General features: G+C 29.9%; 27 protein-coding genes and 1 pseudogene. 23 read left to right on the forward strand and 5 right to left on the reverse strand.

From position 1 onward, the window contains the following. The first annotated feature begins 8 nt into the window (after positions 1-8). On the forward strand, positions 9-845 hold the full coding sequence (locus tag SR63_RS02995) for an SPOR domain-containing protein (RefSeq protein WP_002854542.1): 837 nt from the start codon (positions 9-11) through the stop codon (positions 843-845). Next, positions 842-1,630, forward strand: a complete 789-nt coding sequence (locus SR63_RS03000; protein ID WP_002865881.1) for a shikimate dehydrogenase — start codon at positions 842-844, stop codon at positions 1,628-1,630. Before SR63_RS02995 ends, SR63_RS03000 begins: the two co-directional genes overlap by 4 nt. 73 nt (positions 1,631-1,703) lie before the next feature. Here the strand turns inward: SR63_RS03000 and SR63_RS03005 are convergent, their stop codons facing one another. Further along, entirely contained in the window at positions 1,704-2,603 is a 900-nt protein-coding gene (locus SR63_RS03005; RefSeq protein WP_147498353.1) for a membrane lipoprotein lipid attachment site-containing protein, read from the reverse strand. 89 nt (positions 2,604-2,692) lie between these two features. Here SR63_RS03005 and lgt point away from each other — a divergent pair, with 89 nt between their 5' ends. The 11 genes and pseudogenes from lgt to SR63_RS03060 all read left to right on the forward strand — a co-directional run bounded on the left by lgt (position 2,693) and on the right by SR63_RS03060 (position 14,871). Continuing rightward, the gene (gene lgt / locus SR63_RS03010) at positions 2,693-3,508 is read left to right on the forward strand and encodes a prolipoprotein diacylglyceryl transferase (protein ID WP_002854600.1); all 816 of its coding nucleotides are present in this window, start codon (positions 2,693-2,695) and stop codon (positions 3,506-3,508) included. A gap of 68 nt (positions 3,509-3,576) precedes the next feature. Then, positions 3,577-4,359 (forward strand): fumarate reductase cytochrome b subunit, encoded by a 783-nt coding sequence (locus tag SR63_RS03015; protein ID WP_002854660.1) that lies wholly within the window; start codon positions 3,577-3,579, stop codon positions 4,357-4,359. Then, entirely contained in the window at positions 4,343-6,334 is a 1,992-nt protein-coding gene (locus SR63_RS03020) for a fumarate reductase flavoprotein subunit (RefSeq protein ID WP_002854193.1), read from the forward strand. The genes SR63_RS03015 and SR63_RS03020 overlap by 17 nt, the downstream gene beginning before the upstream one ends. Further along, on the forward strand, positions 6,327-7,052 hold the full coding sequence (locus tag SR63_RS03025) for a fumarate reductase iron-sulfur subunit (protein WP_002854302.1): 726 nt from the start codon (positions 6,327-6,329) through the stop codon (positions 7,050-7,052). Before SR63_RS03020 ends, SR63_RS03025 begins: the two co-directional genes overlap by 8 nt. A 27-nt stretch (positions 7,053-7,079) precedes the next feature. Further along, on the forward strand, positions 7,080-9,266 hold the full coding sequence (locus tag SR63_RS03030) for a dynamin family protein (RefSeq protein ID WP_012006649.1): 2,187 nt from the start codon (positions 7,080-7,082) through the stop codon (positions 9,264-9,266). Beyond that, positions 9,256-11,085, forward strand: a complete 1,830-nt coding sequence (locus SR63_RS03035) for a dynamin family protein (protein WP_002865879.1) — start codon at positions 9,256-9,258, stop codon at positions 11,083-11,085. The genes SR63_RS03030 and SR63_RS03035 overlap by 11 nt, the downstream gene beginning before the upstream one ends. Then, positions 11,085-11,789 carry a tetratricopeptide repeat protein gene (locus tag SR63_RS03040; protein WP_002865878.1) on the forward strand — a complete coding sequence of 235 codons (705 nt, stop codon included), beginning with the start codon at positions 11,085-11,087 and terminating at the stop codon, positions 11,787-11,789. Before SR63_RS03035 ends, SR63_RS03040 begins: the two co-directional genes overlap by 1 nt. 135 nt (positions 11,790-11,924) lie before the next feature. Beyond that, on the forward strand, positions 11,925-12,653 hold the full coding sequence (locus tag SR63_RS03045) for a gluconate 2-dehydrogenase subunit 3 family protein (RefSeq protein ID WP_002865877.1): 729 nt from the start codon (positions 11,925-11,927) through the stop codon (positions 12,651-12,653). Position 12,654: 1 nt separating this feature from the next. Next, complete coding sequence (locus SR63_RS03050) at positions 12,655-14,376, forward strand: GMC family oxidoreductase (protein ID WP_002865876.1); 1,722 nt, start codon at positions 12,655-12,657, stop codon at positions 14,374-14,376. 170 nt (positions 14,377-14,546) lie between these two features. Then, a pseudogene (locus SR63_RS08620) lies at positions 14,547-14,633 on the forward strand (hypothetical protein); the annotation flags it as partial. A 31-nt stretch (positions 14,634-14,664) separates the two neighbouring features. Beyond that, positions 14,665-14,871 carry a hypothetical protein gene (locus SR63_RS03060; protein ID WP_063674916.1) on the forward strand — a complete coding sequence of 69 codons (207 nt, stop codon included), beginning with the start codon at positions 14,665-14,667 and terminating at the stop codon, positions 14,869-14,871. A 62-nt stretch (positions 14,872-14,933) separates the two neighbouring features. Here SR63_RS03060 and SR63_RS03065 read toward each other — a convergent pair whose 3' ends face one another. Continuing rightward, positions 14,934-15,638 (reverse strand): putative metalloprotease CJM1_0395 family protein, encoded by a 705-nt coding sequence (locus SR63_RS03065; RefSeq protein ID WP_002861166.1) that lies wholly within the window; start codon positions 15,636-15,638, stop codon positions 14,934-14,936. Between the two features lie 106 nt (positions 15,639-15,744). Between SR63_RS03065 and SR63_RS03070 the strand changes: the two genes are divergently transcribed. Continuing rightward, positions 15,745-16,107, forward strand: a complete 363-nt coding sequence (locus SR63_RS03070; protein WP_002857306.1) for an HIT family protein — start codon at positions 15,745-15,747, stop codon at positions 16,105-16,107. 73 nt (positions 16,108-16,180) lie between these two features. Then, positions 16,181-16,753 (forward strand): YceI family protein, encoded by a 573-nt coding sequence (locus tag SR63_RS03075; protein ID WP_002866323.1) that lies wholly within the window; start codon positions 16,181-16,183, stop codon positions 16,751-16,753. Between the two features lie 4 nt (positions 16,754-16,757). Here SR63_RS03075 and SR63_RS03080 read toward each other — a convergent pair whose 3' ends face one another. Both SR63_RS03080 and SR63_RS03085 read right to left on the reverse strand, forming a co-directional pair. Further along, complete coding sequence (locus tag SR63_RS03080; protein WP_012006650.1) at positions 16,758-17,714, reverse strand: membrane protein; 957 nt, start codon at positions 17,712-17,714, stop codon at positions 16,758-16,760. A 60-nt stretch (positions 17,715-17,774) separates the two neighbouring features. Next, positions 17,775-17,984, reverse strand: a complete 210-nt coding sequence (locus SR63_RS03085; RefSeq protein WP_002778401.1) for a transcriptional regulator — start codon at positions 17,982-17,984, stop codon at positions 17,775-17,777. A 166-nt stretch (positions 17,985-18,150) separates the two neighbouring features. On the opposite strand from SR63_RS03085, the gene SR63_RS03090 reads away from it, so the two are divergent. The 6 genes from SR63_RS03090 (at position 18,151) to SR63_RS03115 (ending at position 22,134) form a co-directional block, all read left to right on the forward strand. After that, positions 18,151-18,573: a hypothetical protein gene (locus tag SR63_RS03090; protein ID WP_012006651.1), complete on the forward strand. Its 423-nt coding sequence runs from the start codon at positions 18,151-18,153 to the stop codon at positions 18,571-18,573. 251 nt (positions 18,574-18,824) lie between these two features. Further along, positions 18,825-19,178 (forward strand): hypothetical protein, encoded by a 354-nt coding sequence (locus SR63_RS03095; protein ID WP_002783105.1) that lies wholly within the window; start codon positions 18,825-18,827, stop codon positions 19,176-19,178. Between the two features lie 49 nt (positions 19,179-19,227). Next, complete coding sequence (locus SR63_RS03100; protein ID WP_002866020.1) at positions 19,228-19,695, forward strand: hypothetical protein; 468 nt, start codon at positions 19,228-19,230, stop codon at positions 19,693-19,695. 77 nt (positions 19,696-19,772) lie between these two features. After that, positions 19,773-21,350 carry an ABC-F family ATP-binding cassette domain-containing protein gene (locus tag SR63_RS03105; RefSeq protein WP_147498354.1) on the forward strand — a complete coding sequence of 526 codons (1,578 nt, stop codon included), beginning with the start codon at positions 19,773-19,775 and terminating at the stop codon, positions 21,348-21,350. Next, positions 21,340-21,675, forward strand: coding sequence for a hypothetical protein (locus SR63_RS03110; protein ID WP_002859498.1), 336 nt, complete (start codon positions 21,340-21,342; stop codon positions 21,673-21,675). The genes SR63_RS03105 and SR63_RS03110 overlap by 11 nt, the downstream gene beginning before the upstream one ends. A gap of 75 nt (positions 21,676-21,750) precedes the next feature. Then, on the forward strand, positions 21,751-22,134 hold the full coding sequence (locus SR63_RS03115; protein WP_002857569.1) for a hypothetical protein: 384 nt from the start codon (positions 21,751-21,753) through the stop codon (positions 22,132-22,134). A gap of 43 nt (positions 22,135-22,177) precedes the next feature. Here SR63_RS03115 and SR63_RS03120 read toward each other — a convergent pair whose 3' ends face one another. Further along, positions 22,178-22,762: an IMPACT family protein gene (locus SR63_RS03120; RefSeq protein WP_002866018.1), complete on the reverse strand. Its 585-nt coding sequence runs from the start codon at positions 22,760-22,762 to the stop codon at positions 22,178-22,180. A gap of 127 nt (positions 22,763-22,889) precedes the next feature. Here SR63_RS03120 and SR63_RS03125 point away from each other — a divergent pair, with 127 nt between their 5' ends. Further along, the gene (locus SR63_RS03125; protein ID WP_002866017.1) at positions 22,890-24,116 is read left to right on the forward strand and encodes a membrane protein; all 1,227 of its coding nucleotides are present in this window, start codon (positions 22,890-22,892) and stop codon (positions 24,114-24,116) included. Continuing rightward, complete coding sequence (locus SR63_RS03130; RefSeq protein ID WP_002877269.1) at positions 24,109-24,846, forward strand: hypothetical protein; 738 nt, start codon at positions 24,109-24,111, stop codon at positions 24,844-24,846. Before SR63_RS03125 ends, SR63_RS03130 begins: the two co-directional genes overlap by 8 nt. The last annotated feature ends 127 nt before the right edge of the window (positions 24,847-24,973 follow it).

The raw sequence follows: 24,973 nt of genomic DNA on the forward strand, positions 1-24,973 counted from the left end.
GACAAATTATGGAAAATCAAAAAAATGAATTTGATGATATTATTTTAGAAAAAAGTAATAAAAGTGAAAAAGTAAAAAAAATTCTTTTACGAGTTATTGCTTTAGTTATTTTGTTTTTAGCTATCATGATAGTTATGAAGCTTATTAATGGTAGTGGTGATGAAAATACGCAAAATCAAAGTGTATTGCCAAGTGAACCTATAGCAACTCAAGACAATAACAATGATACTTCTTTTGAAAGTATGCCAATTACAGATAATACTTCAGCAGAAGATCAATTTGAGGCATTAAGAAAACAATTTCAAGATGAACAAAATACAACTCAAAATACAACAACCTCTAGTTCAAATAACAATGATACTACAAATTTTGCTATGCCTGATCAAGAAGTTCCAGCAGAACCCACAGCAACTACTTCAGAAAATACCACTCCACAAGCAAGTACTCCTAAACAAGAAGTAACACAAACTGCAAAACCTAAAGAAGAAGCAAAAAAACAAACAGCTGTAAAAAAAGAAAAAGAAAGTACAAAACAAATCCCTAAAAAAGAACAAAATGCAAATGATTTATTTAAAAATGTTGATGCTAAACCTGTGCATCCAAGTGGTTTAGCATCGGGCATTTATGTGCAAATTTTCTCAGTAAGTAATTTAGATCAAAAATCAAAAGAACTTGCTTCTGTAAAACAGAAAGGTTATGATTATAAACTTTATAAAACTACAGTTGGAGGTAAAGAAATTACCAAGGTTTTAATAGGACCATTTGAAAAGGCAGATATTGCAGCAGAACTTGCTAAAATCCGTAAGGATATTGCAAAAGATGCTTTTTCTTTCACTTTAAAATGAAATTTTTAGCAGTTATAGGCGATCCTATTTCTCACTCTAAATCGCCTAGAATGCATAATAATGCTATTAATGCCTTAGGGCTTGATAGCATTTATACACGCTATCATTTAAGAAATGCTAACTGTTTAAGAGAAGATTTTTTTAAATTAGGACTTAGTGGAGCTAATATTACTTTGCCTTTTAAGGAAAAAGCTTTAGATATTGCTGATGTGAAGGATGATTTTGCTAGAAATATTGGCTCTGCAAATACTTTATGCTTAAAAGAAGATAAAATTTACGCTTATAATACTGATGCTTTAGGTTTTTTAGAGGCTATTAAGGATTTTGATAATATAAAAAAAGCTTTGATTTTGGGTGCTGGAGGTACAGCTTTGGCGCTTGCTTATGCATTAAAACAAAAAGGCGTAGAAGTGTATATAGCTAATCGTAGTAAAGAAAGATTTAAAGATTTTTTAGCTTATCCAACTTATCTTTATAAAAACTTGCAAGATTTTGACTTTGATTTGGTTATAAATTCAACTTCTGCTGGATTAAAAGATGAAAATTTACCTTGTGATAGAGAGCTTTTAGATAGAATTTTACCTAAAGCTAAATTTGCTTTTGAGGTAATTTATGGCAGAGAAACACCTTTTTATAGATTGTGTAAAGAGTATCATTTAAAAATTAAAGATGGACTTGATATGCTTTTATGGCAAGGGGTTTTTGCTTTTGAGCTTTTTTTTGAAATACGAGATAAAAGAGAGATGATAAAAAATGCAATGCAACAGGCATTGATTTTAAAGTAGAATGATAGTTATTTTTTTGTATAAGAAAATCTTATTTTTTGTGTGAGAAAGTTTAATTTTCTCACAAGTTTTATCATTCAAATATTTCTACCCCATCTTGATTTTTACTTTGATTATTTTGATTTGTTGAAGATGGATTTGTAGGAATATTTTGTGTAGGTGTGTTTTCAATTGTATTATTTTGATTAGAGTTTGTTTGAGGTAGACTTTCTTCAAAAGTAGCATCGCCATCAAAACTATTAAAACCACTGTTTGTATTAGGTATAGTTTTGCCTATGTCTGTTGCTTTTGGAAGATTGTTATAAAGTGTATTTAATGTATTTTTATAAAAAGCTAAAAAACTTTTATCAATTTCAAAAGCAGGTTGCTCTAAACCTTTATTAAGTTGAGTTGGTACGGTGGAGATAGTAGTTTTAAACATATCAACCCCATCATCATTTTTAATAGGATAGTTAAGCGCAACTAAAGAATCTAGTTTGGTGCTGCTTGAAAGATTGGTTGAATTTTGTGGATTGTGTGCATCTATAAAATCTATTTTACCTTTAAAATTTATACCTAAATTGGATTTTACATAATCTCCACTCATAAAATTGCTTGTTTTTTGTGCATTTTTTTCTTCCGTATAAATACTGATTGAACTTTTAAGAGTATAGTCTGGATTAGTAGTAACTATTTTATAGCCTTTTAGTTGAGCGATGGTTTTGATCTGCTCTTCTAAATTTCGTTTTAAAAGATCAATTTCTTTTTCTATGCGAATTTTAAGCACTGAATTTTCAAAATAATCAGAATAATTGTTATTTTGTTCTATATTAATAGGCTCAAGAGCAATGCTTACTCCAGAATCAATAGGTTCAACCTTTGTTGGAACTTGGGGTTTAAAATTTGGCATAGAAACATTGACAAAATTACTGCTTGTACCCCCACAAGCTGCTAAAATTAACATACTACTAGCAAGTAAAATATATTTTTTCATTTTTTACCTTTATTTAATGTGTTTGTGTTAATTATAGCAAGTTAAAGTTTTTTTGTTATATTTTTATAAAAGAAAATTAGGAAAGATATATGGAATTTTGGCAGCATATTTATTCAAATTTTAATGTTATAGCTTTTAGCATCTTTGGTTTAAAGGTGCATTGGTATGGCATTATGTATGTTATAGCTTTGCTTTTGGCTTTGCTTTTGGCTAAATTTTTTGTAAGAAAATTTCAACTAGACATTAATGAAAAACATTTGGATAGTTATTTTATATGGGTTGAAATAGGGGTTATTTTAGGTGCAAGGCTTGGATATATTTTGATTTATGATGCAAATACTATGTATTATATTACTCATCCTTGGCAAATTTTTAATCCTTATATTAATGGTGAATTTGTAGGTATTCGAGGTATGAGTTATCATGGAGCAATTATAGGATTTTTGATAGCTACTTTATTGTTTTGTAAAAAATATAAAACAAATCCTTGGATTTTTCTTGATTTGGTTGCTTTAAGTGTTCCATTGGCTTATGTTTTTGGTCGTATAGGAAATTTTTTAAATCAAGAGCTTTTTGGTCGCATTACAAATGTGCCTTGGGGAATTTATGTTGATGGAGTATTGCGCCATCCATCGCAACTTTATGAAGCATTTTTAGAAGGTATTGTTGTTTTTATTATAGTTTATTTAGCAAGATTTAAGCAAAGTTTTCAAGGGGAATTGATTCTTGTTTATGCTGGTGCTTATTCATTAGCAAGATTTATATGTGAATTTTATCGCGAGCCTGATTTTGGTATAGGTTTTGTTTTATGGGGTATGAGTATGGGGCAAATTTTAAGTTTTATAATGTTTATAACAGCTTTGTTAGTTTATATTTGTATAAAGTTTAAAAAAGTAAATATTTAATCTATCTTAAAGACTTTTGTAATATAATGAAATGGATTTTTTTAATTTCTTTTTACAAAGGAGTAAAGATGCGTGAGCTTATCGAAGGTTATTTGGGTAAGAGCATTGAGGGCAAAAAAAGTAAAATGCCTGCGAAATTAGACTTTATCCAAAGTGCCTCAGGGCTTTTTTTAGGTCTTTTTATGTGGGTGCATATGCTTTTTGTTTCTACAATTTTAGTCAGTGAGGATTTTTTTAATTCTGTAGTGCATTTTTTAGAATTAAAATTTGTTTACGATAATCCTGTTATGAGTTATCTTACTTCATTTTTAGCCGCCTGTGTTTTAGTGGTTTTTTTCGTTCATGCTTTACTTGCAATGAGAAAATTTCCTATTAATTACCGTCAGTATCAAATACTAAGAACACACAGTAAAAAAATGAATCACAGCGATACTTCGTTATGGTGGGTTCAAGCTTTTACAGGTTTTATTATGTTTTTCTTAGGTTCTGCTCATCTTATTTTTATTGTAACCAATGCAGATAAAATCAGCGGCGATATGTCAGGAGATAGGGTTGTAAGTCATTTTATGTGGCTTTTTTATGCTGTTCTTTTAGTCTGTGTTGAACTTCATGGAAGTATAGGGCTTTATAGACTTTGTGTTAAATGGGGTTGGTTTGAAGGAAAAAATGTAAAAGAAAGTCGCAAAAAGCTTAAAACTGCTAAATGGATAATCAGTATTTTCTTCCTAGTTTTAGGTGTGTTAAGTCTTGCAGCATTTATAAAAATAGGTTATGAAAACTACCAAAATCAAACCCAAACTACTGCGATGATAAAAAACTACAATGGAGCAAATTATGAATATACAATATAGTGATGCTTTAGTAATAGGCGGAGGATTAGCAGGTCTTAGAGCGGCTATTGAAGTAGCAAAGAGTGGCCAAAGTGTAACACTTTTAAGTATTTGTCCAGTGAAGCGTTCTCACTCTGCAGCGGTGCAAGGAGGTATGCAGGCAAGTTTAGCAAATGGGGCAAAAGGTGAGGGTGATAATGAAGATCTTCACTTCGCAGATACAGTAAAAGGAAGTGATTGGGGCTGTGATCAAGAAGTAGCAAGAATGTTTGCTCAAACTGCACCAAAAGCAGTGCGTGAACTTGCGGCTTGGGGTGTGCCTTGGACTAGAGTTACTAAAGGTCCAAGAACTGTTGTAATCAATGCACAAAAAACTGTGATTGAAGAAAAAGAAGAAGCGCACGGGCTTATTAATGCTAGAGATTTTGGTGGAACTAAAAAATGGAGAACTTGCTATATCGCAGATGCAACAGGGCATTGTATGCTTTATGGTGTAGCAAATGAAGCCATTAAGCACCAAGTAAAGATCATCGATAGAATGGAAGCGGTAAGAATCATCCATGATGGTAAAAAATGCTTAGGTGTAATTGCTAGAGATTTAACTAATGGACAACTCATTGCTTATATTGCAAGAGGAACCATGATAGCAACAGGGGGCTATGGTAGAATTTATAAACAAACTACAAATGCGGTAATTTGCGAAGGAACGGGTGCAGCCATCGCTCTTGAAACAGGGCTTTGCAGACTTTCAAATATGGAAGCAGTGCAATTTCATCCAACTCCTATTGTACCAAGCGGTATTTTGCTTACTGAGGGTTGTCGTGGTGATGGCGGAATTTTACGTGACGTGGATGGATATCGTTTTATGCCTGATTATGAACCAGAGAAAAAAGAACTTGCAAGCCGTGATGTGGTAAGTCGTAGAATGATGGAACATATTCGTAAAGGCAAAGGTGTAAAAAGCCCTTATGGGGATCATTTATGGCTTGATATTTCTATATTGGGTCGTGCTCATGTGGAAAAAAATCTTCGTGATGTGCAAGATATTTGTAAAACTTTTAATGGTATTGATCCAGCAGACGAGGGTCCAAAAGGTTGGGCACCAGTTCTTCCAATGCAGCATTATTCTATGGGTGGAATTAGAACTAAACCAACGGGTGAAAGTCAATGGTTAAACGGACTTTTTGCTTGTGGGGAAGCAGCTTGCTGGGATATGCACGGATTTAATCGTTTAGGTGGAAATTCATGTGCTGAAACTGTTGTAGCAGGTATGATAGTGGGAGATTATTTTGCAGATTATTGTAAAAATAATGGTGAAGTAATTGATACAAATGTAGTAAAAGACTTCTTAACTAAAGAGTATCAATATTTAAAATCTTTAGTAGATAAAGAAGGTAAACATAATGTTTTTGAAATCAAAAACAGAATGAAAGAAATCATGTGGGATAAGGTGGCCATCTTTAGAACAGGTGAAGGTTTGAAAGAAGCAGTAGATGAACTTGAAAAACTTTATAAAGATTCTCAAGACGTTAAAGTACATTGTAAAGAACTTGATTGTGCAAATCCAGAGCTTGAAGAAGCGTATAGAGTGCCAAGAATGTTAAAAATAGCACTTTGCGTAGCTTATGGAGCGCTTTTAAGAACAGAAAGTCGCGGGGCGCATTATAGGGAAGATTATCCAAAAAGAGATGATTTAAATTGGATGAAAAGAACCAATACTTTTTGGGTAGAAGGCGAAACCTTACCACGCATAGAATACGAAGAGCTTGATATTATGAAAATGGAAATTCCACCAGCATTCCGTGGATATGGAGCTAAAGGAAATATTATAGAAAATCCTTTAAGTGAAAAACGCCAAGCTGAAGTGGATGCTATCCGTGAAAAAATGGAAGCTGAAGGCAAAGGTCGTTATGAAATTCAAAACGCTTTAATGCCTTATGAATTGCAAGCTAAATATAAAGCACCAAACCAAAGAATAGGAGTTGATTATGAGTAGAAAATTGACAATAAAGGCATTTAAATACAATCCTTTAAGCAAAATTTCTAAACCACATTTTGTGACTTATGAGCTTGAAGAAACTCCTTTTATGACGGTTTTTGTATGTTTGACTTTGATCCGTGAAAAAATGGATGCAGATCTGAGTTTTGACTTTGTTTGTCGTGCAGGGATTTGCGGATCTTGTGCAATGATGATTAATGGAGTGCCAAAACTTGCTTGTAAAACTTTGACTAAAGATTATCCTGATGGAGTGATAGAGCTTATGCCTATGCCTGCATTTAGGCATATTAAAGATTTAAGCGTGAATACAGGCGAGTGGTTTGAAGACATGTGTAAGCGTGTTGAAAGCTGGGTGCATAATGAAAAAGAAACTGATATTTCTAAACTTGAAGAACGCATTGAGCCAGAAGTTGCGGATGAAACTTTTGAACTTGATCGTTGTATAGAGTGTGGAATTTGTGTAGCTTCTTGTGCAACTAAACTTATGCGCCCAAATTTCATAGCTGCTACAGGGCTTTTAAGAACAGCTAGATATTTACAAGATCCGCATGACCATAGAAGTGTGGAAGATTTTTATGAATTAGTAGGCGATGATGATGGTGTTTTTGGTTGTATGTCGTTGCTTGCTTGTGAAGATAATTGCCCTAAAGAATTACCTTTACAAAGTAAAATCGCTTATATGAGAAGACAACTTGTCGCTCAAAGAAATAAATAAATCTTTCCCCTTTTTAAGGGGAAGATTATGAAAGAATTATTCCAAAAAATTTGGCAAAATGAACTCCAATTTTTAAATTTTGATGCTAAATTTCAAGATAAAAACAAACTTGATACAGCCGAGTGTGCGATTATTTTAAGTGTCAATAAAGACAATTATGAAAGATATTTTCTCTTAAAAGAATTTCAAGAGCTTTGCAAAAAAATTGATTTAAGAGTGGATATTTTTAGTATACAAAATGCTCAAATTTGTATTTTAAATCTTTTTAAATCAGGTTTTATTCCAAAGCAAGATTTACTTAAGGCTCTAAAAATTTTAGAAAAAATTTCAAAAAATACTGAAATATTTGATTTTATTTCACAAGAAAAAGTTCAAAGTATAGATCAAAAAGCTTTATTTCAAAATGATTTTAAAGAATTAAACACCATTAATTTAGAGCTTCAAAAGCTAAGTTTTGATGAAAATTTAAAATCAAGACTTCAAAAAACTTTGGAAAAATTTCAAAATTTAGAGTTTAATATAGCCATCACTGGCGTGATGAATGCAGGAAAATCAAGCCTTTTAAATGCTCTTTTAAAAGAAGATTTTTTAGGCGTTTCAAACATACCTGAAACAGCTAATTTAACAGTATTAAGCTATGGTAAGAGTGAAGAAGCAAAGATATATTTTTGGGATAAAAAAGAATGGCAAAATATACTTGAAAGTTCGCACTTTAATGCAGATTTAAAAGAATTTATTGACAAGCTGGATAAGAGTGTAAATATACAGGATTTTATCAAAGATAAACCTTTAATACAAAATATCGCACTTTGCGAGCTTAAAAATTTCAGTTCAGCTAAAAATAAAATTTCAGCTTTAATTAAAAAAATAGAAATTAAAAGTCATTTAGATTTTTTAAAAAATAATATTTCCATAGTTGATACTCCAGGGCTTGATGATGTTGTAGTTCAAAGAGAAATTGTTACAAATGAGTATCTTAGAGAAAGTGATTTTTTAATTCATTTAATGAATGCTTCTCAAAGCTTGACTCAAAAAGATGCAGACTTTTTGGTGCATTGTCTTTTAAATTCAAGGCTGAGTAAGTTTTTAATTGTTTTAACTAAAGCGGATTTGTTAAGCAAAAAGGATTTAGAAGAAGTCATTGTTTATACCAAAGAAAGCTTAAAATCAAGACTTGTGGATTTAGATGAAAATTTGGTGGAAAAGATTGATTTTTTATGTGTGAGTGCTAAAATGGCAAGTGATTTTTATAAGAGTTTAGCGCCTAAGGAAAGTTTGCAAAAAAGTGGTATGCAAGAATTTGAAAACTATCTTTTTAACGAGCTTTACGCAGGAGAAAAAAGTAAGATTGCCTTAAGAGCTTACAAAAAAGAATTGCATTTAGAGCTTAAAAATATTCTAAGCGAATATGAAATGCAAAATCGTCTTATTAAGGAGAATAAACAAGGTGTAAGTGAAGAAAATCAAAAGCTTTTACTTGAACTTCAAAAGCAAAACACCTTATTAAAAGAAGCACAAGATGAAATTTCAAATTCCGTTGCAAAACTTAAAAATATAGATAGTGGCATAGATAATCTTGTTTTACTTTTGGTTAAAAAATTAAAAGAACGCTTGATAGATGAGTTTAAATATTTGAAAAATAATGCACAAAAGCTTAATCTTTCTCGTATTTTAAATATAGTTGATATTACCACGAAAGATGGGATTAATGATATTTTAAGAGAAATTAAATTTGAAAATATTAAAAAAATCGAGGAGCTTAAAACAAATTTATCTTTAAAATATGATTTTTTAAAAGATGATTTTGACAATGGTTTTGAAGGTTTTAAAGATGGAATTTCAAAAAATATAGATAGTATTTTTCAAAGCGAAAAATTTGCACTTTTAAGATTGAAAATTGAAAAATTAAGCAATCTAAAATCAGATTTATATGAGCTTGAAACGAATTTAGATACGGTTATTTTTGATACTTTTAAAGAATTTAAAATGAGCGAAATTTTAAACTCTTTAAATATCAATGGAGCATTTTTTGAGTTTTTAAATGATAAATTAAAACATTATGAAAAAAATCAAAAATCAAAATTAGAAAGTCTTGAAAAAGTTTTACAGAGTCTGAAAAATCAAGATGCTAATATTTTAAATTCTTTTGAAGAAAATTTAGAAAAAATTGAAAAATTAAAACAACTTGAAATGGGGCTTTTAAATGCAGATTAATCTTTTAAATGATTTTATAAAAGCCTATGAAAATACCTATAGTGTGAGTTTTGATGATAGTTTTAAAGGGCGTATTCAAGAGCTTTGTAAGGAACTTAACGAGCCTTTTATGCACGCAAGTTATGCTTTAGAAAATGAATTAAAAGAGCTTGTGTTTTCTTTGGATAAGAATGTTAATATCGCTATTATAGGGCAGTTTTCAAGTGGTAAATCAAGTTTGCTAAATTTGATATTAGGGTGTGATTGTTTGCCTACGGGTGTTGTTCCTGTTACTTTTAAACCTACTTTTTTACGCTATGCAAAAGAATATTTTTTAAGAGTAGAATTTGAAGATGGAAGTGATATTATCACAAATATAGAAAAATTAGCCTTTTATACGGATCAAAGAAATGAAGTAAAACAAGCAAAAAGTTTGCATATTTTTGCACCTATTCCTTTACTTGAAAAAATTACTCTTGTAGATACTCCAGGTTTAAATGCAAATGAAAATGATACTTTAACAACTCTTGATGAGCTTAAAAATATTCATGGGGCGATTTGGTTAAGTTTGATTGATAATGCAGGTAAAAAAAGTGAAGAAGATGCCATAAAAGCAAATTTGGAACTTTTAGGAGAAAATAGCATTTGTGTATTAAATCAAAAAGATAAATTAAGCACAGAAGAACTAGATAATGTTTTAAATTATGCAAAAAGTGTGTTTTTAAAATATTTTAATGAGCTTATTGCTATTTCTTGCAAAGAAGCTAAAGATGAGCAAAGCTATGAAAAATCTAATTTTCAATCTTTGCTTGATTTTTTAACTCAGCTAGATACAACAGCTTTAAAAGAAAAATTTGTTAAAAGAAAAATTTTAAATTTATGCGAAATTTTAGAAGATGAAAATCAACTTTTTGTAGGTATTTTTGATCGTTTATTAAATCAATTTCAAAATTATGAAAAGCATTTACTTTTAGCGTATGAAAATTTTTTAAAAGAGATTGAAATTTTAAATCATCAGATTTTAGAACAGCTTAAAAGCATTAGCGAAAGAATTTCTAGTGAAATTTTTGCAAGTGTTAAGGAAAAAGATGCTTATTTTTACAAAGAAAGCAAAGGATTTTTAAAGAAAGATTTATATACAAGATATGATTATAAAGCGCCTTATATTTCAAGTGACGATGCTTTTTTGGCGATGTTTTATAATAGTGATGTGATGAGTAAAGAGTTTAAAAAAATCAAAAATGAACTTTATAAATCTTTTGAAGAAATTAAGATGAAATTAAAAGATTTTATAAACATACTTGAAAGAGAAATTTTGCTTTTTAAAGCAGAATTTTCAAACATACAAAAAGATCACATTTTCCAAAGTGATAAAAATTTTAGCGAATTAAGGGCTTTTTGCAATGCAAGCGATGAGTACTTTTTGAAAGATTTTAAGGAGCTTTTATTTAAAAGTATTTTAGAGCTTGATTTATTTTTTGAAAAATTAAATCTTAAAGCTTTTACAAATTATGAAAATGCTACGAAACTAAGCCTTGCATTTTTTAGTCGTAAAATCAATGAAAGCCGTGTTCTTTATGAGCTTGATAGTTCTGAATTTGTACTTTTTTATCCCAAAAAAAGTGAAATTTATGAAAGAGTTTTAAATGAATTAAATGTTTATGAGTTTGAAGCTTTGCTTATTAATAAGCCTATTTTGACAAAAATTGCAAAAAATTTCTTAGAACAAAGTCAAAATTTAATCCAAGAAAAAAATAAATTTTTAGATCTTAAAAAAGCAGAACTTCAAAAAAGAAGAGCGCAGATTTTAAATGTTAGAGAAAGTATAAAGGAAGATTAATGAGAATATTTTTAGCTTTATTTTTATTTTTTAATTCATTATTTGCATTAAGTGAATTAGAAGAGGGTTTAAAACTTTACGAGGCAAATAAATTTGATAAAGCTTATGAAATTTTTAAGAATCTTTGTGAAAAAGATATTTCTAAAGCTTGTTTTTCTTTAGCTTTTATGCATGAAAGTGCTAAGGGTGTGAGTAAGGATTTAAATCAAGCTTATAAATTTTATGATAAAGCTTGTAAATTGGGTTTAGCAAATGCGTGTTCTAATATGGCTTTGCTTTTGCAAAATCAAGGTTATAAAAATGAAGCTCTTTTGGCTTTTAATAAAGCTTGCACTTTAGGAGAATCGTTAAGTTGTAATAATATAGCTTTATTTTATGAAAAAGAAAAAGATGGACAAATGGCCTCAAGTTTTTATAAAAGATCTTGTGACTTAAAAAATGCAAGAGCTTGTTATCAGTTAGGATCTTTATATGATAAAGGAGAACTTGTTAAAGCAAGTGTAAAATCTGCTCTTGCTTTTTATTCTAAATCTTGCACTTTAGGTTTTGGTGAGGCTTGTTATTTGCTAGGACGCTATAATCAACTAGAAAAACAAGATCTAACAAAGGCAAAAAGATATTTTGGAATGGCTTGCGATCAAAAACATCAAGAAGCTTGCGCAGCTTATAAAGAACTTAATTCTAAAGATATAGAGCTTTATTAAAAGTTCTATTTTCATTACTTTCAAAGATATACTTAAATAAAATTAAGAATAACACAAAATTTATCGCTTTTTAAAGTTAAATTTATATTAATAGGACTAATATAGTCTTGTTTAAATTATTATCAAGGAGAAGTAATGCAAGACAATATTATTGATCGCAGAAGCTTTTTTAAACTAGGGCTTCTAGGTGGTTCTGTAGTAGCAGCTAGCACTATAGGTGGCGGTGCTGTTTTAAAGGCAGCAGAACTTACGCATTCGCATCAAGCTTCACAAGGGAAATCAAATAAAGTTAGAGGTAGAATGTTTTTTCAAACTCAAACTGAATTTGATACCTTAAGTGCAGCCTGTGAAAGAATTTATCCTAAAGATGAGCAAGGAGAAGGAGCTATAGGTTTAGGCGTGCCTTATTTTATCGATAATCAGCTAGCTAGTGCTTATGGTTATAATGATAGAGAATATATGCAAGGGCCTTTCATGGAGGGCAAAGCCGAACAAGGCTATCAAACTCCTATGCAACGCAAAGATATTTTTTTAGAAGGTGTGCATGCTCTTGAAGAAAATGCTCAAAAGCGTTATAAAAAATCTTTTTCTTTGCTTAAAGGTGGAGATCAGGATAAAATTTTAAGCGATTTTGAAAAAGGAAAAATTCAAACTACAGGTTTTAAATCTTCTTATTTTTTCACACTTTTAAGAGATATGACAGTAGCTGGAGTTTTAGCTGATCCAATTTATGGCGGAAATGATAATAAAAATGGTTGGAGAATGATGCAATATCCAGGTGCACAAATGAGCTATGTGGATAAAATTGCAAGTGATGAATTTTTTAACATTGAACCTATGAGTTTAGCAGATATGGAGAGTTAAAATGGCTGAAGTATTAAAAAAAGTAGATGTGGTAACAGTTGGAGCAGGATGGACTGGAGGTATAGTGGCTGCAGAGCTTACTAAAGCAGGTTTGAATGTACTTAGTTTAGAACGCGGACATATGCAAAGTACTGAAAATTTTAATTTTATCCATGATGAGTGGAGATACGGGATTAATTATGGTTTGATGCAAGATTGCTCAAAAGACACTGTGACTTTTCGCCATGATCCTAGTGGTTTAGCCTTGCCTTATCGTAAAATGGGTTCGTTTTTATTGGGTAATAATGTTGGCGGTGCAGGGGTGCATTGGAATGGTTGGACTTTTAGGTTTATGCCTTATGACTTTGAAATTCAAACCCTAAGCAAACAAAGATATGGTAATAAATTAGGTAATGATTATACCTTGCAAGATTGGGGCGTGACTTATAAGGATATGGAGCCTTATTATGATAGATTTGAAAAAACCTGCGGGGTATCAGGTGAACCAAATCCTTTAGCGGAAAAAATGGGAGCTTTTAGATCCAGTCCTTATCCACAAGAACCTCTTGAAAATACTAAAATGCTTAAACGATTTGAAAGTGCAGCAAAAAGTTCAAATTTACACACTTATCGTTTGCCAGCTTCAAATTCTAAAGGTGGCTATACAAACCCTGATGGTCAAGATTTAGCTCCTTGTCAATACTGTGCGTATTGTGAGCGTTTTGGTTGTGAGTATGGCGCAAAAGCAAGTCCTTTAAACACAGTAATTCCAAAGGCTATGAGCACAGGTAAATACACCATACGCACTTATAGCAATGTAACGCAAATTCTTAAAAAAGACGGAAAAGTAACGGGGGTAAAATTTGTCGATACTAGAACGATGAAAGAGTATATCCAGCCTGCTGATATAGTTGTACTTACAAGTTATATGTTTAACAATGCTAAGCTTTTAATGGTAAGCAACATAGGCGAGCAATACGATCCAAAAACAGGTAAAGGAACTTTAGGTAGAAATTATTGTTACCAAATGAATATGGGCACAACAGCTTTCTTTGATGAGCAATTTAACACCTTTATGGGTTCAGGTGCTTTAGGAACTACGAGTGATGATTTTAACGGAGATAATTTTGATCATTCTAAGGAAAAATTCCTTCATGGAGCTATGATTTATAGCGTTCAGCTTGGAACTCGCCCTATACAATCAGCCCCACTTCCAGCAGGAGCTCCAACTTGGGGTGCCGAATTTAAAAAAGCATTAAACTATAATTTCACAAGAGCTATTACAGTAGGAGGGCAAGGTGCTTCTTTGCCTCATAAGAATAATTATTTAAGTCTTGATCCAACTTATAAAGATGCTTTTGGTATGCCACTTTTACGCTTAACTTATAATTTCACCGATCAAGATAGAGCTTTGCATAAATTTATCACAGATAAAACAGCTGAGGTAGCAAAAAGAATGCAAGGAGTAAAATCAATCAAAAAAGGTGCTTATCTTAAGGATTATAGCGTTGTGCCTTATCAATCTACTCATAACACAGGTGGAACAACCATGGGCGCAGATAGAGAAACTAGTGTGGTTAATACTTATTTACAACACTGGGATGCGGATAATCTTTTTGTTGTAGGAGCAGGAAATTTCCAACACAATAGTGGATATAATCCAACTGATACTGTGGGAGCTTTGGCTTATCGCTGTGCTGAAGGTATTTTAAAATATCATAAAAGTGGAAAAAGCTTAGCTTGATAATAACTTGAGAGTTTTTGAAAACTCTCAAGATTATAAATTTTTAATTTTCTTCCGATATAGTATATAATATCAAGGAAAGCAAAAATGATTAATGGTATAAATTCTTATTCAAACTACAATTATACAAAAAGGCAAATGTAGTCTGCTCTTGGAGGGTGGTATGCAAGATGATTACTTTAAGTTCTTTTAATAGATATTTTGGAAATAATCCCCTGCAGACACTTACTAAAATTAGAGATGAAAGTATTGAAAATGCAAAAATTTAAATTATAAAAAGGATAAAAAATGTTAAATATTTTACATGCAAATTCAAGTCATCGTTTCCATAAATGTATGCCTAAGGAAGTTCATCAAATATATGATGCTTTAAAGCTTATGGAACAGCAAGAAGATACAAAAAAAGTAGAAGCCAAAAAAGAAGAGCAAAGTAATTCTACAAATACAGATAAAGCAGATAATAAAAAAGATAAATTTTTAGACATGTCCGTTTAGCTTTAAAAAAGCTTTATTTATAAGGAAGATTGGCGTAAATTTTTTATTTAAATCTAAGAATTTTAAGATGCGATATTGAATTTAATGTCGTTATTTTGCGAGTTTTGTTGATAAGTTCTAGCGACAAAATTTTTAAAGTCTTTATCAAAATTTGAATTTTTATCGTTGTTTTTTGAATCTTTATCTGTTTTTTCTAAGCTATTTTCTGAATTTTTGTCATCTTTTTCTTTATTTTCTTCTTCTTTTTCTTTGGCTTCTTCGGCTTTAAGTTTCATTGCTTCAGCTCTTGCTTCAAATTCCATTTTTGTAGCATTTGCTGCAACTTTATAGTCTTGTGGGCTAGGATCAGCAGGAGCCATAGCTGCTGCTGCGATTTGTCTTGCATTGGCTATAGTTTCTTCTGGTGTGTTTCCTTTTTGCATGCTGATAGGAACTTCGCCCGCTGTAGCATACATTTGATTATCAGGGCCTCTTGTGTAAGTAAAACTTGCAGCACCTGCTAAGCCGCCGCCCGCTGCTTGATGTGCAGCTTCATGAGCTTTTACATTTCTATCGATACTTTGGAGTTCGCGAACTTGAGCTACTTCTTTTTGGCTTAGCTCTACGCCATTAACCATTTGGGTTTGTTCGCCATTTTTTTCTTTATCATCTTTATTTTCGCTAAGATTTTTTTCATCTTTTTGAGTGGAATCAGATTGATTTGTTTTATCAAAAGAAGGTTTGCTAGAGTAGTAATCATAAGAGTTATAACTTGAACTAATTTGCATTTATCCTCCTTTTTGTTTTTTAAATTTTAGGAATTTTAACGCATTTTGACTTAAAAATTTGATAAATTTTGTAAAATAATCATAAATACAATTTCAAAGGAATGTAATGATTTATGAAAATGATTTGATTTATATAGAGAAAGAGGAGGCTCAAGTGCCTTGGCTTAAAATTTTTACTAAAGAAATTTATAAAGAATTTAGCGATTGTCCTTTAGAGTTGCAAAAAGAACTTTTTGAAAAAATTTTACTTTGTGAAAAGGCTATGATAGAATTTTACAAACCTGAAAAAATCAATATCGCCTCTTTTGCAAATTATGTGCCAAGGGTGCATTTTCATGTTATGGCAAGATTTAAAGAAGATGCGTTTTTTCCAGAGTGTATGTGGGGAAAACAGCAAAGAGAAGCAATAAAGCTTGATTTGCCTAAATTTGAAGAATTTGTAAAATTTTTAAATAGTAAAATTTTTTAATTTTTATTAATGATTTGTTATGTTTTATCTAATAAAATTTTTATATTGAAAATTACTATAAAAAAGGAAAAAAATGAAAAAAGTTTTATTAAGTTCATTGGTTGCGGTGTCTTTGTTAAGTACAGGTTTGTTTGCTAAAGAATATACTTTAGATAAAGCACATACAGATGTAGGTTTTAAAATCAAACATTTACAAATTAGCAATGTAAAAGGAAATTTCAAAGATTATTCTGCGGTGATTGATTTTGACCCTGCGAGTGCTGAATTTAAAAAGCTTGATGCAACTATAAAAATCGCATCTGTAAATACAGAAAATCAAACAAGAGATAATCACTTACAGCAAGATGATTTTTTCAAAGCAAAAAAATATCCTGATATGACTTTTACAATGAAAAAATATGAAAAAATCGATAATGAAAAAGGTAAAATGACAGGAACTTTAACTATAGCTGGAGTTTCTAAAGATATCGTTTTAGATACTGAAATCGGCGGTGTAGTTAAAGGCAAAGATGGAAAAGAAAAAATAGGCTTTTCTTTAAATGGAAAAATCAAACGCTCTGATTTTAAATTTGCGACAAGTACTTCAACTATTACTTTAAGTGATGATATTAATTTAAATATCGAAGTTGAAGCAAACGAAAAATAATTTTTTAGTCTAAGAGTCTTGCTCTTAGACTTTGTAAATTTTTATCCAAATTTTCTTCACTTTCTTGCCAAATCAATTTAAAATCCGGTTTAAAATTTTCATTTTCTAAATTAAATTCCGTGTTTTTCAAGGTGGATTCTAAAAAAGCAAGATGATTTAAAGCTTGATTTTTGTCATTAAAAATTAAAATAAAATCATTTTCTACGATAAAAATTTTTGCTCTAAAGCGTTTTAAAATTTTTGCAATTTGTTTTAAAATGAGTTTGGCATAGCTTTCTTTAGTGTCTTTTAGTTCATTAAAATGGAGCAAGGCAATGATATAGTTGTTTTTTCCCTTTGTAAAGCGTGTAAGGCTTTTTTCATTAGGTAGCTTTGTTAAGATGTCAAAAAAAGCCAATTTATAAGCGTGATTTAAAAGATAAAAACAAAAAACTAAACTTGCAAATTCAAAATACCTTATTCCTGCTCCTTCTTGAAATAAAAACTGAAAATATGCAGCAAAAAATGCGATAATAAGATAATATTCTTTAGTTTTAAAGATTTTGATAAAAATGAGTATTAAGCCGACTAAAAAAAATAAAAATCCTAATTCACTCACAGGTTTAAAAAAATTTAATGTAATAAAATGGAATTCTAAACCAGCACTATTAAAAGTAGTATTTCTAGGTAAAATGATGCTTAAAACGCCTATAAAAATAAGGGTTGTAATTGAAGCGATATTTTTTTTACTTAAAATTAAAGCATGATGTTTTCCAAGGCAAAATAGAGTAAAAATCATAGGTAAAAACAAAGCCACAAATAAATTAGCTTGAAAAAAACTTGTATAAAAATAAGGCAACTTAGCTCCTAATAGCACTAAAGTCAAAAAGAAAATTCTTGAATTTTTAAAGTAAAAGGATAGCACAAGTGCTGAAATTTCAAAAATAAAACTCAATGATATTAAAAAATCTAATAAAAACATTTCAAATCCTTGATTTTAATAAAAGTGATAATTGTATAGAAAAAAGCTTAAAAGTGGACTTTATTTAAATTTAGCAATCTCATCTTGTATAGTTTGTTCTATATGAAGTAATTCTTCATGAGTTTTTTTACTATTTTCTAAAAGTTCATCAAATTTAAAGCCAAGCATAACAATACGATATAAATTGGGTTTATATTTTCTCCAATTATATAAAGTGCTAACATCAATGTCTAGTTCATATGCCATATCACGCTTGCTCTTTTTTGTCATTTTTTACCTTAAAAATTTAGCCTTTAAAAAATTTTACATTAAAATTTCTTTATTAAAAACACTTGAAATATTCAATCTTTTATATAAAATATATTTAATATTTCAATATTAATTAAGTTATAGTATGGAATAATTCGAGATATTTTTTAATTTTCAAGGAGTAGTTATGGATTTCAATTCGGTTCTTTTCAGCATTGGCGATAAATTGCCAAAAGATGCAACATCTACCGTGATGCTAAAAAAGAAATTTGATCGCTTAAATGAGGATAAACAAAAAGAAGTAGTAGCACAGCTTCCAATGATAAAGCTAAAAAGTCCCGCTCTAGTATTTTGGGTAGGGACTTTTTTATTTGGTGCTTTTGGAGTGGGTCGTTTTATGATAGGAGATTGGGTTTTAGGGCTTATACGCTTGGGAATTACAATTGTAGCTATGATTTGCGGTGTTTTAATGATTACATATAGTGCTTTAGGGATAATATATGGTTTGTTGTGGCTTGTTAATTGGATTTGGTGGATTGTAGATATGTTTTTAGTGGGTAAAAAATTAAGAAAACAAAATTTTGAAAAGATTGCAAATATTATACAATAATTTCGAGTTTTTATGAAAAACAATCAAAAATAAGTTTGCAAAATATTTTTATCAAGTTTTTAGTAAATTTTGTTTTTGTGGCAAGTGAGGTTTAGAATTCTTAAGCAATAAAGAAAATTGCTTTTAAATATTTTGTCTGTTGCTCTAAATATTGCACAGGTTTTTTTAGAGATTACAAGTAAAATGGTGAACTTGGTACAGATGAAGAGAAACTAAAATATTATTTAGGTGAACAAAAAAGGAGGAAATTAATGAAATGTTTTAATGCGAAATTTATGTTTGTTGGAATTTTGGCAGTATTTTTGAGTGCTTGTAGTAGCGGTATTCCAAAATGTAGTGATCAAGATGTACAAAATGTTTTAACTGAGATTATTTTAGAACACAATTTTGGTAGATTTTCTGAGGTTGATCGTAAAAAGTTGAAATTTACTTATAGCGGTTTTATGAGCGATTTAACCGATAAGGAAAGTAAAACACAGTATTGTAAAGCTCAAGTAAAAGCAAATGGAAGTATTGATTCTCGCCCTTACAAATGGGATGCTTGGATCGAGTATTTTGCTAGATATACTGATGATGGTATGGTATATGTAGAAATTACCAGATAACTTTTTAAGGCAAAAATGCCTTAAAAAGTTAATTTTGAGGAGACTGGATATGGACTATAATGTTTTTCTTTTAAATATACAAGATAAAATAAATCAAGAAGATTTTTTCAATTTAAAGCTTAAGTTTGAACAATTACAAAATAAAAAAGAAGCTTTATCAAATTTGGTATTTTTAAGACTTCAAGATCCTATAAAACCTCTAATTATGAGTATGATATGTGGTTTTTTAAGTTTAGGTTGGTTGGCAATCGATAGATTTATGATAAAAGACTATGCATTAGGAATATTGCGTATAATATTATCTTTATTTCCTTGTGTGTTATTTTTGATACTAGGAATTAGCTATGAAAATGATTCTAACTTGGATATTTCTGAAATTTTTTTTGGGTTGTTTGGAATTTTTCTATTATTGGGCATTATTTGGTGGGGAGTAGATTTATTTTTAGTCTATAAAAAAATTAAAAAACAAAATTATAATAAAATTATAGAATTTATTTTTAACTATCAAAAAATTTAATTTTAAAATTAAAAATTCAAGCCTTTTTCGCTACAATTTCTTAAAAATTTTTATAAGTAAAAAATTTAAGGAAAATCATGGTTGAAGTAAAAAATCTTACTATGCGTTTTGCAAATCAGCTTTTATTTGAAAATGTTAATTTAAAGCTTGTTAGAGGACAAAGATACGGACTTATTGGTGCTAATGGTGCAGGAAAATCGACTTTTTTAAAAATTCTTTCAGGAGAAATTGAGTCAAGTAGTGGTGAAATAGTATTTGATGAAGGTTTAAAAATCGCAGTTTTAGGACAGGATCAATTTGCTTTTGAAAACTACACCATCAAAGATGCGGTGATGTGTGCAAATAAGCGTTTATATGAGGCTTTAAAAGAAAAAGAAAAGCTTTATATGAGCGAGGAATTTACAGATGAGATCAATGAGCGTTTAGGTGAGCTTGAGATAATAACGGCTGAAGAAGATCCAAATTATGATTGTGAAACGCGTTGTGAAAAAATTTTAAGTTCTTTAAAGATTAAAGATTTTGATGCTTTGATGAGCACCTTGCAAAGTGCGGATAAATTTAAAGTCTTACTAGCTCAAGTTTTATTTTTGGGTGCGGATGTGCTTTTTTTAGATGAGCCTACAAATAACCTTGATTTAGAGGCGATTTCTTGGCTTGAAAATGAGCTTTTAAGACATGAAGGAACTTTGGTTGTTATCTCTCATGATAGACATTTTTTAAATAAAATTTGCACAAGGATTTTGGATGTGGATTTTAAACAAATTCGTGATTTTGCGGGAAATTACGATGATTGGTATATGGCTTCAACGCTTTTGGCAAAACAAGCTGAGCTTAAACGTGATAAAACCTTAAAAGAAAGAGAAGAATTAGAAAATTTCATTCGCCGTTTTAGTGCGAATGCTTCTAAGGCAAAACAAGCTACGAGCCGTGCTAAGGCACTTGAAAAACTAGAGCTTGAAGAGATTAAAATTTCAAGTCGTAGAGATCCTAGTATAGTGTTTAGAGCCAATCGTGAAATAGGTAATGAAGTTTTAGAATTTAAAGGTATAGGCAAGGCTTATGATAAACAACTATTTTCAAACTTGGAGTTAAAAATAGAAAAAAATGATAAAATCGCTTTGATTGGGGCAAATGGTGTGGGTAAAAGTACTTTGGCAAAAATCATCGCTCATGCTATAAGTCCAGATACTGGATCTATGCACCTTGGGGCAACTATAGAGCTTGGATATTTTCCTCAAGATACAAGTAATTTAATTTGTGAAAATTTGAAACTTTATGAATGGCTTATGAGTGAAAAATTTAAAGATCTAGATGAAATCCGCAAGTGTTTAGGTAGAATGCTTTTTAGTGGCAGCGATCAAGAAAAAATGGCAGCAAGTTTAAGTGGGGGTGAAAAACATCGTTTAATGCTTTCTCGTTTAATGCTAGAGCGTCCGAATTTCTTGCTTTTAGACGAACCTGATAACCATTTAGATCTTGAAAGTATTATTGCATTGGGTGAAGCTTTGTATAATTTCAAAGGTGTAGTGCTTTGTATCAGCCACGATAGGGAGTTAGTTTCTGCTTTTGCTAATAGAATTTGGCATTTAGAAAATGGTAAGCTTACGGATTTTCGTGGAACTTATCAAGAATTTTTAGGAGAAAATGATGGCTAAATTTAGAATTCAATACAGCGCAGGTTTTGGGCACTATACGCAAAATCACAAGGGTTTTGGACCTACGATTTATATAGAAGAGGTCGTAGAGTTTGATAATGGCAAGGATTATTTTGATTATATAGATTTTTATAAAACTTATTCAAAGAGCGATGATACTTATTTTCATATTAGTTTTTTAGAAGATAGACCTTTAAGCGATAAAGAAATCACGATTCGCAATGAATACCGCAAAATGCGTGATGAAAACTGTAAAAAAGCCAAGGAAGAATTTATAGCTAATAATGAGCTTGATGTGGAGCATTTGCCTACTCATCATGATTGAAAAACATTAATTTTTGCATAAAAAAGGAACACTTTTTGCTTGTATAGTTTTTGCATATTTTGAAAGGAGAAAACTATGCAGGTAAATTATAGAACGATCAGCTCGTATGAATACGATGCTATTAGTGGTCAGTATAAACAGGTGGATAAACAGGTTGAAGATTATTCTTCATCTGGAAAATCTGATTTTATGGATATATTAAATAAGGCGGATGAGAAGTCAAGCGGAGATGCTTTAAATTCTAGCAATAGTTTTCAAAGCAATGCGCAAAACTCAAATTCAAATTTAAGTAATTATGCTCAAATGTCAAATGTTTACGCTTATCGTTTTAGACAAAATGAAGGTGAGTTGTCTATGAGAGCTCAAAGTGCTAGCGTTCACAATGATCTTGTGCAACAAGGTGCAAATGAACAAAGTAAGAATAATACTTTGTTAAATGATTTATTGAACGCAATTTAATCAAAAGCTCCATTTTGGAGCTTTTGTATTTACTTGCAAGAATTTATAATTTCTCTATTTCAAAAGGTGCAAAATTTTTATAAAAAATTTCAAATTCTTGCTCCTCTTTTTCATTTAATTTGATATGTAATATAGCTTTGCAATCCTTAAAATCTTTTGTGAAATTAAAAGAATAAGTTTTTAAAAAATATTCAAAACGATTTAAATTTTTTAAATCAATAGCAATGGATATATTTTTTTTCAATTCGAATGAAAGTAAAGAAGAATTATTAATCACGGCATTTGCTGCATCGCTATAAGCTCTTACAAGTCCCCCTGTACCAAGTTTTATACCGCCAAAATATCTTACAGTGATTAAAGCCGCATTGATAAGATCATAGCCCCTTAGAACATTTAAAGTTGGCATTCCAGAAGTTCCTTTAGGCTCTCCATCATCGCTTTTATCTTCTACAATTTGATTAAAATCATTTAAAACACGATAAGCATAGACAAAATGAACAGCTTTTGGATGCTCTTTTTTTAGCGTTTCTATTAAAAATTTAAAATCTTTAAAAGGGCAAAGAAAAGATAAGAAAATAGATTTTTTAATATCGATTTGTGTTTGAAAAATTTGATCAATAGTTTGCATTTTTGCCTTTTTTTGTTTAAAATTATACTTATAAAAACTAAAATCAATTTGATGTTAATTTTTAAGATATTTGATATTTATATGATTTGCATTGATATTTTAAGTTTAATTTTGTAAAATTTTCATTATGGAAAAAATCAAAAATTATAAACTTATCATCATTTTACTTAGTCTTGATTTGTTGGCTTTGCTTTATGGAATTTCAACACTGAGTATTAGTGCTGATGAAGCTGATATTTATTTTGGTGAGCAGGGTAAATCACTTATTTTTTCCCATAGTTTGCTTTATTATATATCTCATTTTGGAACTTTTATTTTTGGGCAAAATGATTTTGGTTTAAGGCTTCCTTTTTTATTTTTTCATTTTTTAAGTTGTTTGCTTTTGTATTTGCTAGCTTTAAAATATACTAAAACTAAAATTGATGCTTTTTTTTCTTTATTGTTATTTGTTTTATTACCAGGTACTGTTGCAAGTGCTTTACTGGTTAATGCCGCATCTTTGGTGATTTTTTTAACCCTTGCTATATTATGTGCTTACGAATATGAAAAAAAATGGCTTTTTTATATATTATTGATTATAGTATTATTTGTTGATAAATCTTTTAATATTTTATTTTTAACTTTTTTCTTTTTTGGGATTTATAAAAGAAATGCTATTTTATTTACCTTATCTCTTGTTTTGTTTGGAGCGAGTATCAGTTTTTATGGTTTTGATACAGGTGGTCGTCCAAGAGGTTATTTTTTAGATACCTTAGGAATTTTTGCTGCATGTTTTTCTCCTTTGGTTTTTGTGTACTTTTTTTATACTATTTATCGTTTGACTTTTCAAAAATATAAAAATTTATTATGGTTTTTAATGAGCGTAACATTTGTATTTTGTTTGTTGCTTTCTTTAAGACAAAAACTTTTTTTAGATGATTTTTTGCCTTTTTGTGTTATTTGCACTCCTTTGCTTATAAAAACTTTAATGCAAAGTTATAGGGTGAGATTGCCAGTTTTTCGATTAAGGTATAAAATCTTTATAGAATGTTCTATAATTTTTTTGATATTTTGTTACTTTTTAATCGTCGCTAATCAATTATTGTATTATTTTATAAACAATCCAAATCGTCATTTTGCCAATAATTATCATTTTGCTAAAGAATTGGCACTAGAATTAAAAAAACAAGATGTTTTAGAGCTTGCAACAGCCCCAAGTTTGCAAAAAAGATTGCGATTTTATGGAATAAAAAATAGCAATAAGTTTTATTTAAAAGCTTTAAAACAAGCCGATAAGCATGATATGGACAAAAAAATTGTTAAAGTAAAACTTGGAAAATATGAAAAAGTATATCAGATTTTAAACTATGATTAAAGCTTTCAGTTTGTTGGAATTTGTGTTTATAATTCTCATTTTAGGTATAGTTTTTAATTTAGGCAGTCTTTACTTAAAAAAAGACAATCTATTAGAAGGTGCAATACAAATTCTTAATGATATCCAATATACCCAAAGTTTAGCCATGATGCAAGAAGGCATAAGAGTTGATGAGTTGGCTATCGCAAAAAGAGAGTGGTTTAAAAGTAAGTGGCAGATTTATTTTATAAAATCAGCTGCTACAGGTTATGATCAAACATATACTATTTTCTTGGATAAAAATGGCGATGGAAATGCTAATTTAGGCAAAACTGAAATCAATATAGATAGAGAAATTGCTGTTGATGTAATCAATCATAACAAATTAATGAATTCAGGTCAAAGTGGAGTTATTAGTAAAGATGATGAAAAAACTACACAAAGATTTAATATTACGAAAAGATTCGGAATAGAAAAGGTTGAATTCAAAGGATCTTGTTCGGGATTTACTAGATTGGTATTTGATGAAATGGGCAGAGTGTATTCTCCATTAAAAAATGCCAATTATGCATATGAAAAAACTTTAGCAAAGAATAATTCAGATTGCATTATACGTTTGTTATCAAAAAAGCATGCTCTTTGTATCGTTATAGATACGCTTAGCGGTTATGCTTATATTCCAGATTTTAAAACACTTAAAAGTCAATTTGTTAATATAAAAAATAAAAATTACGAGTGCTCTAAAATATAACCCCCATTTTTCAACCCACCAAATACTTATATAAATACTTACACAAATATTTATACTATTTAATCCTTTATTTAATCCCCTTTTAAGTTTAATTGGTTATACTTTCATTTCCTTTTTTGAAAAAAAG

The organism is Campylobacter sp. 2014D-0259, from assembly GCF_008000505.1.
GTDB classification, from domain to species: Bacteria; Campylobacterota; Campylobacteria; order Campylobacterales; family Campylobacteraceae; genus Campylobacter_D; species Campylobacter_D jejuni.

Excerpts from the sequence above, each read along its gene's own strand:
- SR63_RS02995 (WP_002854542.1), top strand. The coding sequence starts at position 9 with ATGGAAAATCAAAAAAATGAATTTGATGATATTATTTTAGAAAAAAGT.
- SR63_RS03000 (WP_002865881.1), top strand. The coding sequence starts at position 842 with ATGAAATTTTTAGCAGTTATAGGCGATCCTATTTCTCACTCTAAATCG.
- SR63_RS03005 (WP_147498353.1), bottom strand. The coding sequence starts at position 2,603 with ATGAAAAAATATATTTTACTTGCTAGTAGTATGTTAATTTTAGCAGCT.
- lgt (WP_002854600.1), top strand. The coding sequence starts at position 2,693 with ATGGAATTTTGGCAGCATATTTATTCAAATTTTAATGTTATAGCTTTT.
- SR63_RS03015 (WP_002854660.1), top strand. The coding sequence starts at position 3,577 with ATGCGTGAGCTTATCGAAGGTTATTTGGGTAAGAGCATTGAGGGCAAA.
- SR63_RS03020 (WP_002854193.1), top strand. The coding sequence starts at position 4,343 with ATGAATATACAATATAGTGATGCTTTAGTAATAGGCGGAGGATTAGCA.
- SR63_RS03025 (WP_002854302.1), top strand. The coding sequence starts at position 6,327 with ATGAGTAGAAAATTGACAATAAAGGCATTTAAATACAATCCTTTAAGC.
- SR63_RS03030 (WP_012006649.1), top strand. The coding sequence starts at position 7,080 with ATGAAAGAATTATTCCAAAAAATTTGGCAAAATGAACTCCAATTTTTA.
- SR63_RS03035 (WP_002865879.1), top strand. The coding sequence starts at position 9,256 with ATGCAGATTAATCTTTTAAATGATTTTATAAAAGCCTATGAAAATACC.
- SR63_RS03040 (WP_002865878.1), top strand. The coding sequence starts at position 11,085 with ATGAGAATATTTTTAGCTTTATTTTTATTTTTTAATTCATTATTTGCA.
- SR63_RS03045 (WP_002865877.1), top strand. The coding sequence starts at position 11,925 with ATGCAAGACAATATTATTGATCGCAGAAGCTTTTTTAAACTAGGGCTT.
- SR63_RS03050 (WP_002865876.1), top strand. The coding sequence starts at position 12,655 with ATGGCTGAAGTATTAAAAAAAGTAGATGTGGTAACAGTTGGAGCAGGA.
- SR63_RS03060 (WP_063674916.1), top strand. The coding sequence starts at position 14,665 with ATGTTAAATATTTTACATGCAAATTCAAGTCATCGTTTCCATAAATGT.
- SR63_RS03065 (WP_002861166.1), bottom strand. The coding sequence starts at position 15,638 with ATGCAAATTAGTTCAAGTTATAACTCTTATGATTACTACTCTAGCAAA.
- SR63_RS03070 (WP_002857306.1), top strand. The coding sequence starts at position 15,745 with ATGATTTATGAAAATGATTTGATTTATATAGAGAAAGAGGAGGCTCAA.
- SR63_RS03075 (WP_002866323.1), top strand. The coding sequence starts at position 16,181 with ATGAAAAAAGTTTTATTAAGTTCATTGGTTGCGGTGTCTTTGTTAAGT.
- SR63_RS03080 (WP_012006650.1), bottom strand. The coding sequence starts at position 17,714 with ATGTTTTTATTAGATTTTTTAATATCATTGAGTTTTATTTTTGAAATT.
- SR63_RS03085 (WP_002778401.1), bottom strand. The coding sequence starts at position 17,984 with ATGACAAAAAAGAGCAAGCGTGATATGGCATATGAACTAGACATTGAT.
- SR63_RS03090 (WP_012006651.1), top strand. The coding sequence starts at position 18,151 with ATGGATTTCAATTCGGTTCTTTTCAGCATTGGCGATAAATTGCCAAAA.
- SR63_RS03095 (WP_002783105.1), top strand. The coding sequence starts at position 18,825 with ATGAAATGTTTTAATGCGAAATTTATGTTTGTTGGAATTTTGGCAGTA.
- SR63_RS03100 (WP_002866020.1), top strand. The coding sequence starts at position 19,228 with ATGGACTATAATGTTTTTCTTTTAAATATACAAGATAAAATAAATCAA.
- SR63_RS03105 (WP_147498354.1), top strand. The coding sequence starts at position 19,773 with ATGGTTGAAGTAAAAAATCTTACTATGCGTTTTGCAAATCAGCTTTTA.
- SR63_RS03110 (WP_002859498.1), top strand. The coding sequence starts at position 21,340 with ATGATGGCTAAATTTAGAATTCAATACAGCGCAGGTTTTGGGCACTAT.
- SR63_RS03115 (WP_002857569.1), top strand. The coding sequence starts at position 21,751 with ATGCAGGTAAATTATAGAACGATCAGCTCGTATGAATACGATGCTATT.
- SR63_RS03120 (WP_002866018.1), bottom strand. The coding sequence starts at position 22,762 with ATGCAAACTATTGATCAAATTTTTCAAACACAAATCGATATTAAAAAA.
- SR63_RS03125 (WP_002866017.1), top strand. The coding sequence starts at position 22,890 with ATGGAAAAAATCAAAAATTATAAACTTATCATCATTTTACTTAGTCTT.
- SR63_RS03130 (WP_002877269.1), top strand. The coding sequence starts at position 24,109 with ATGATTAAAGCTTTCAGTTTGTTGGAATTTGTGTTTATAATTCTCATT.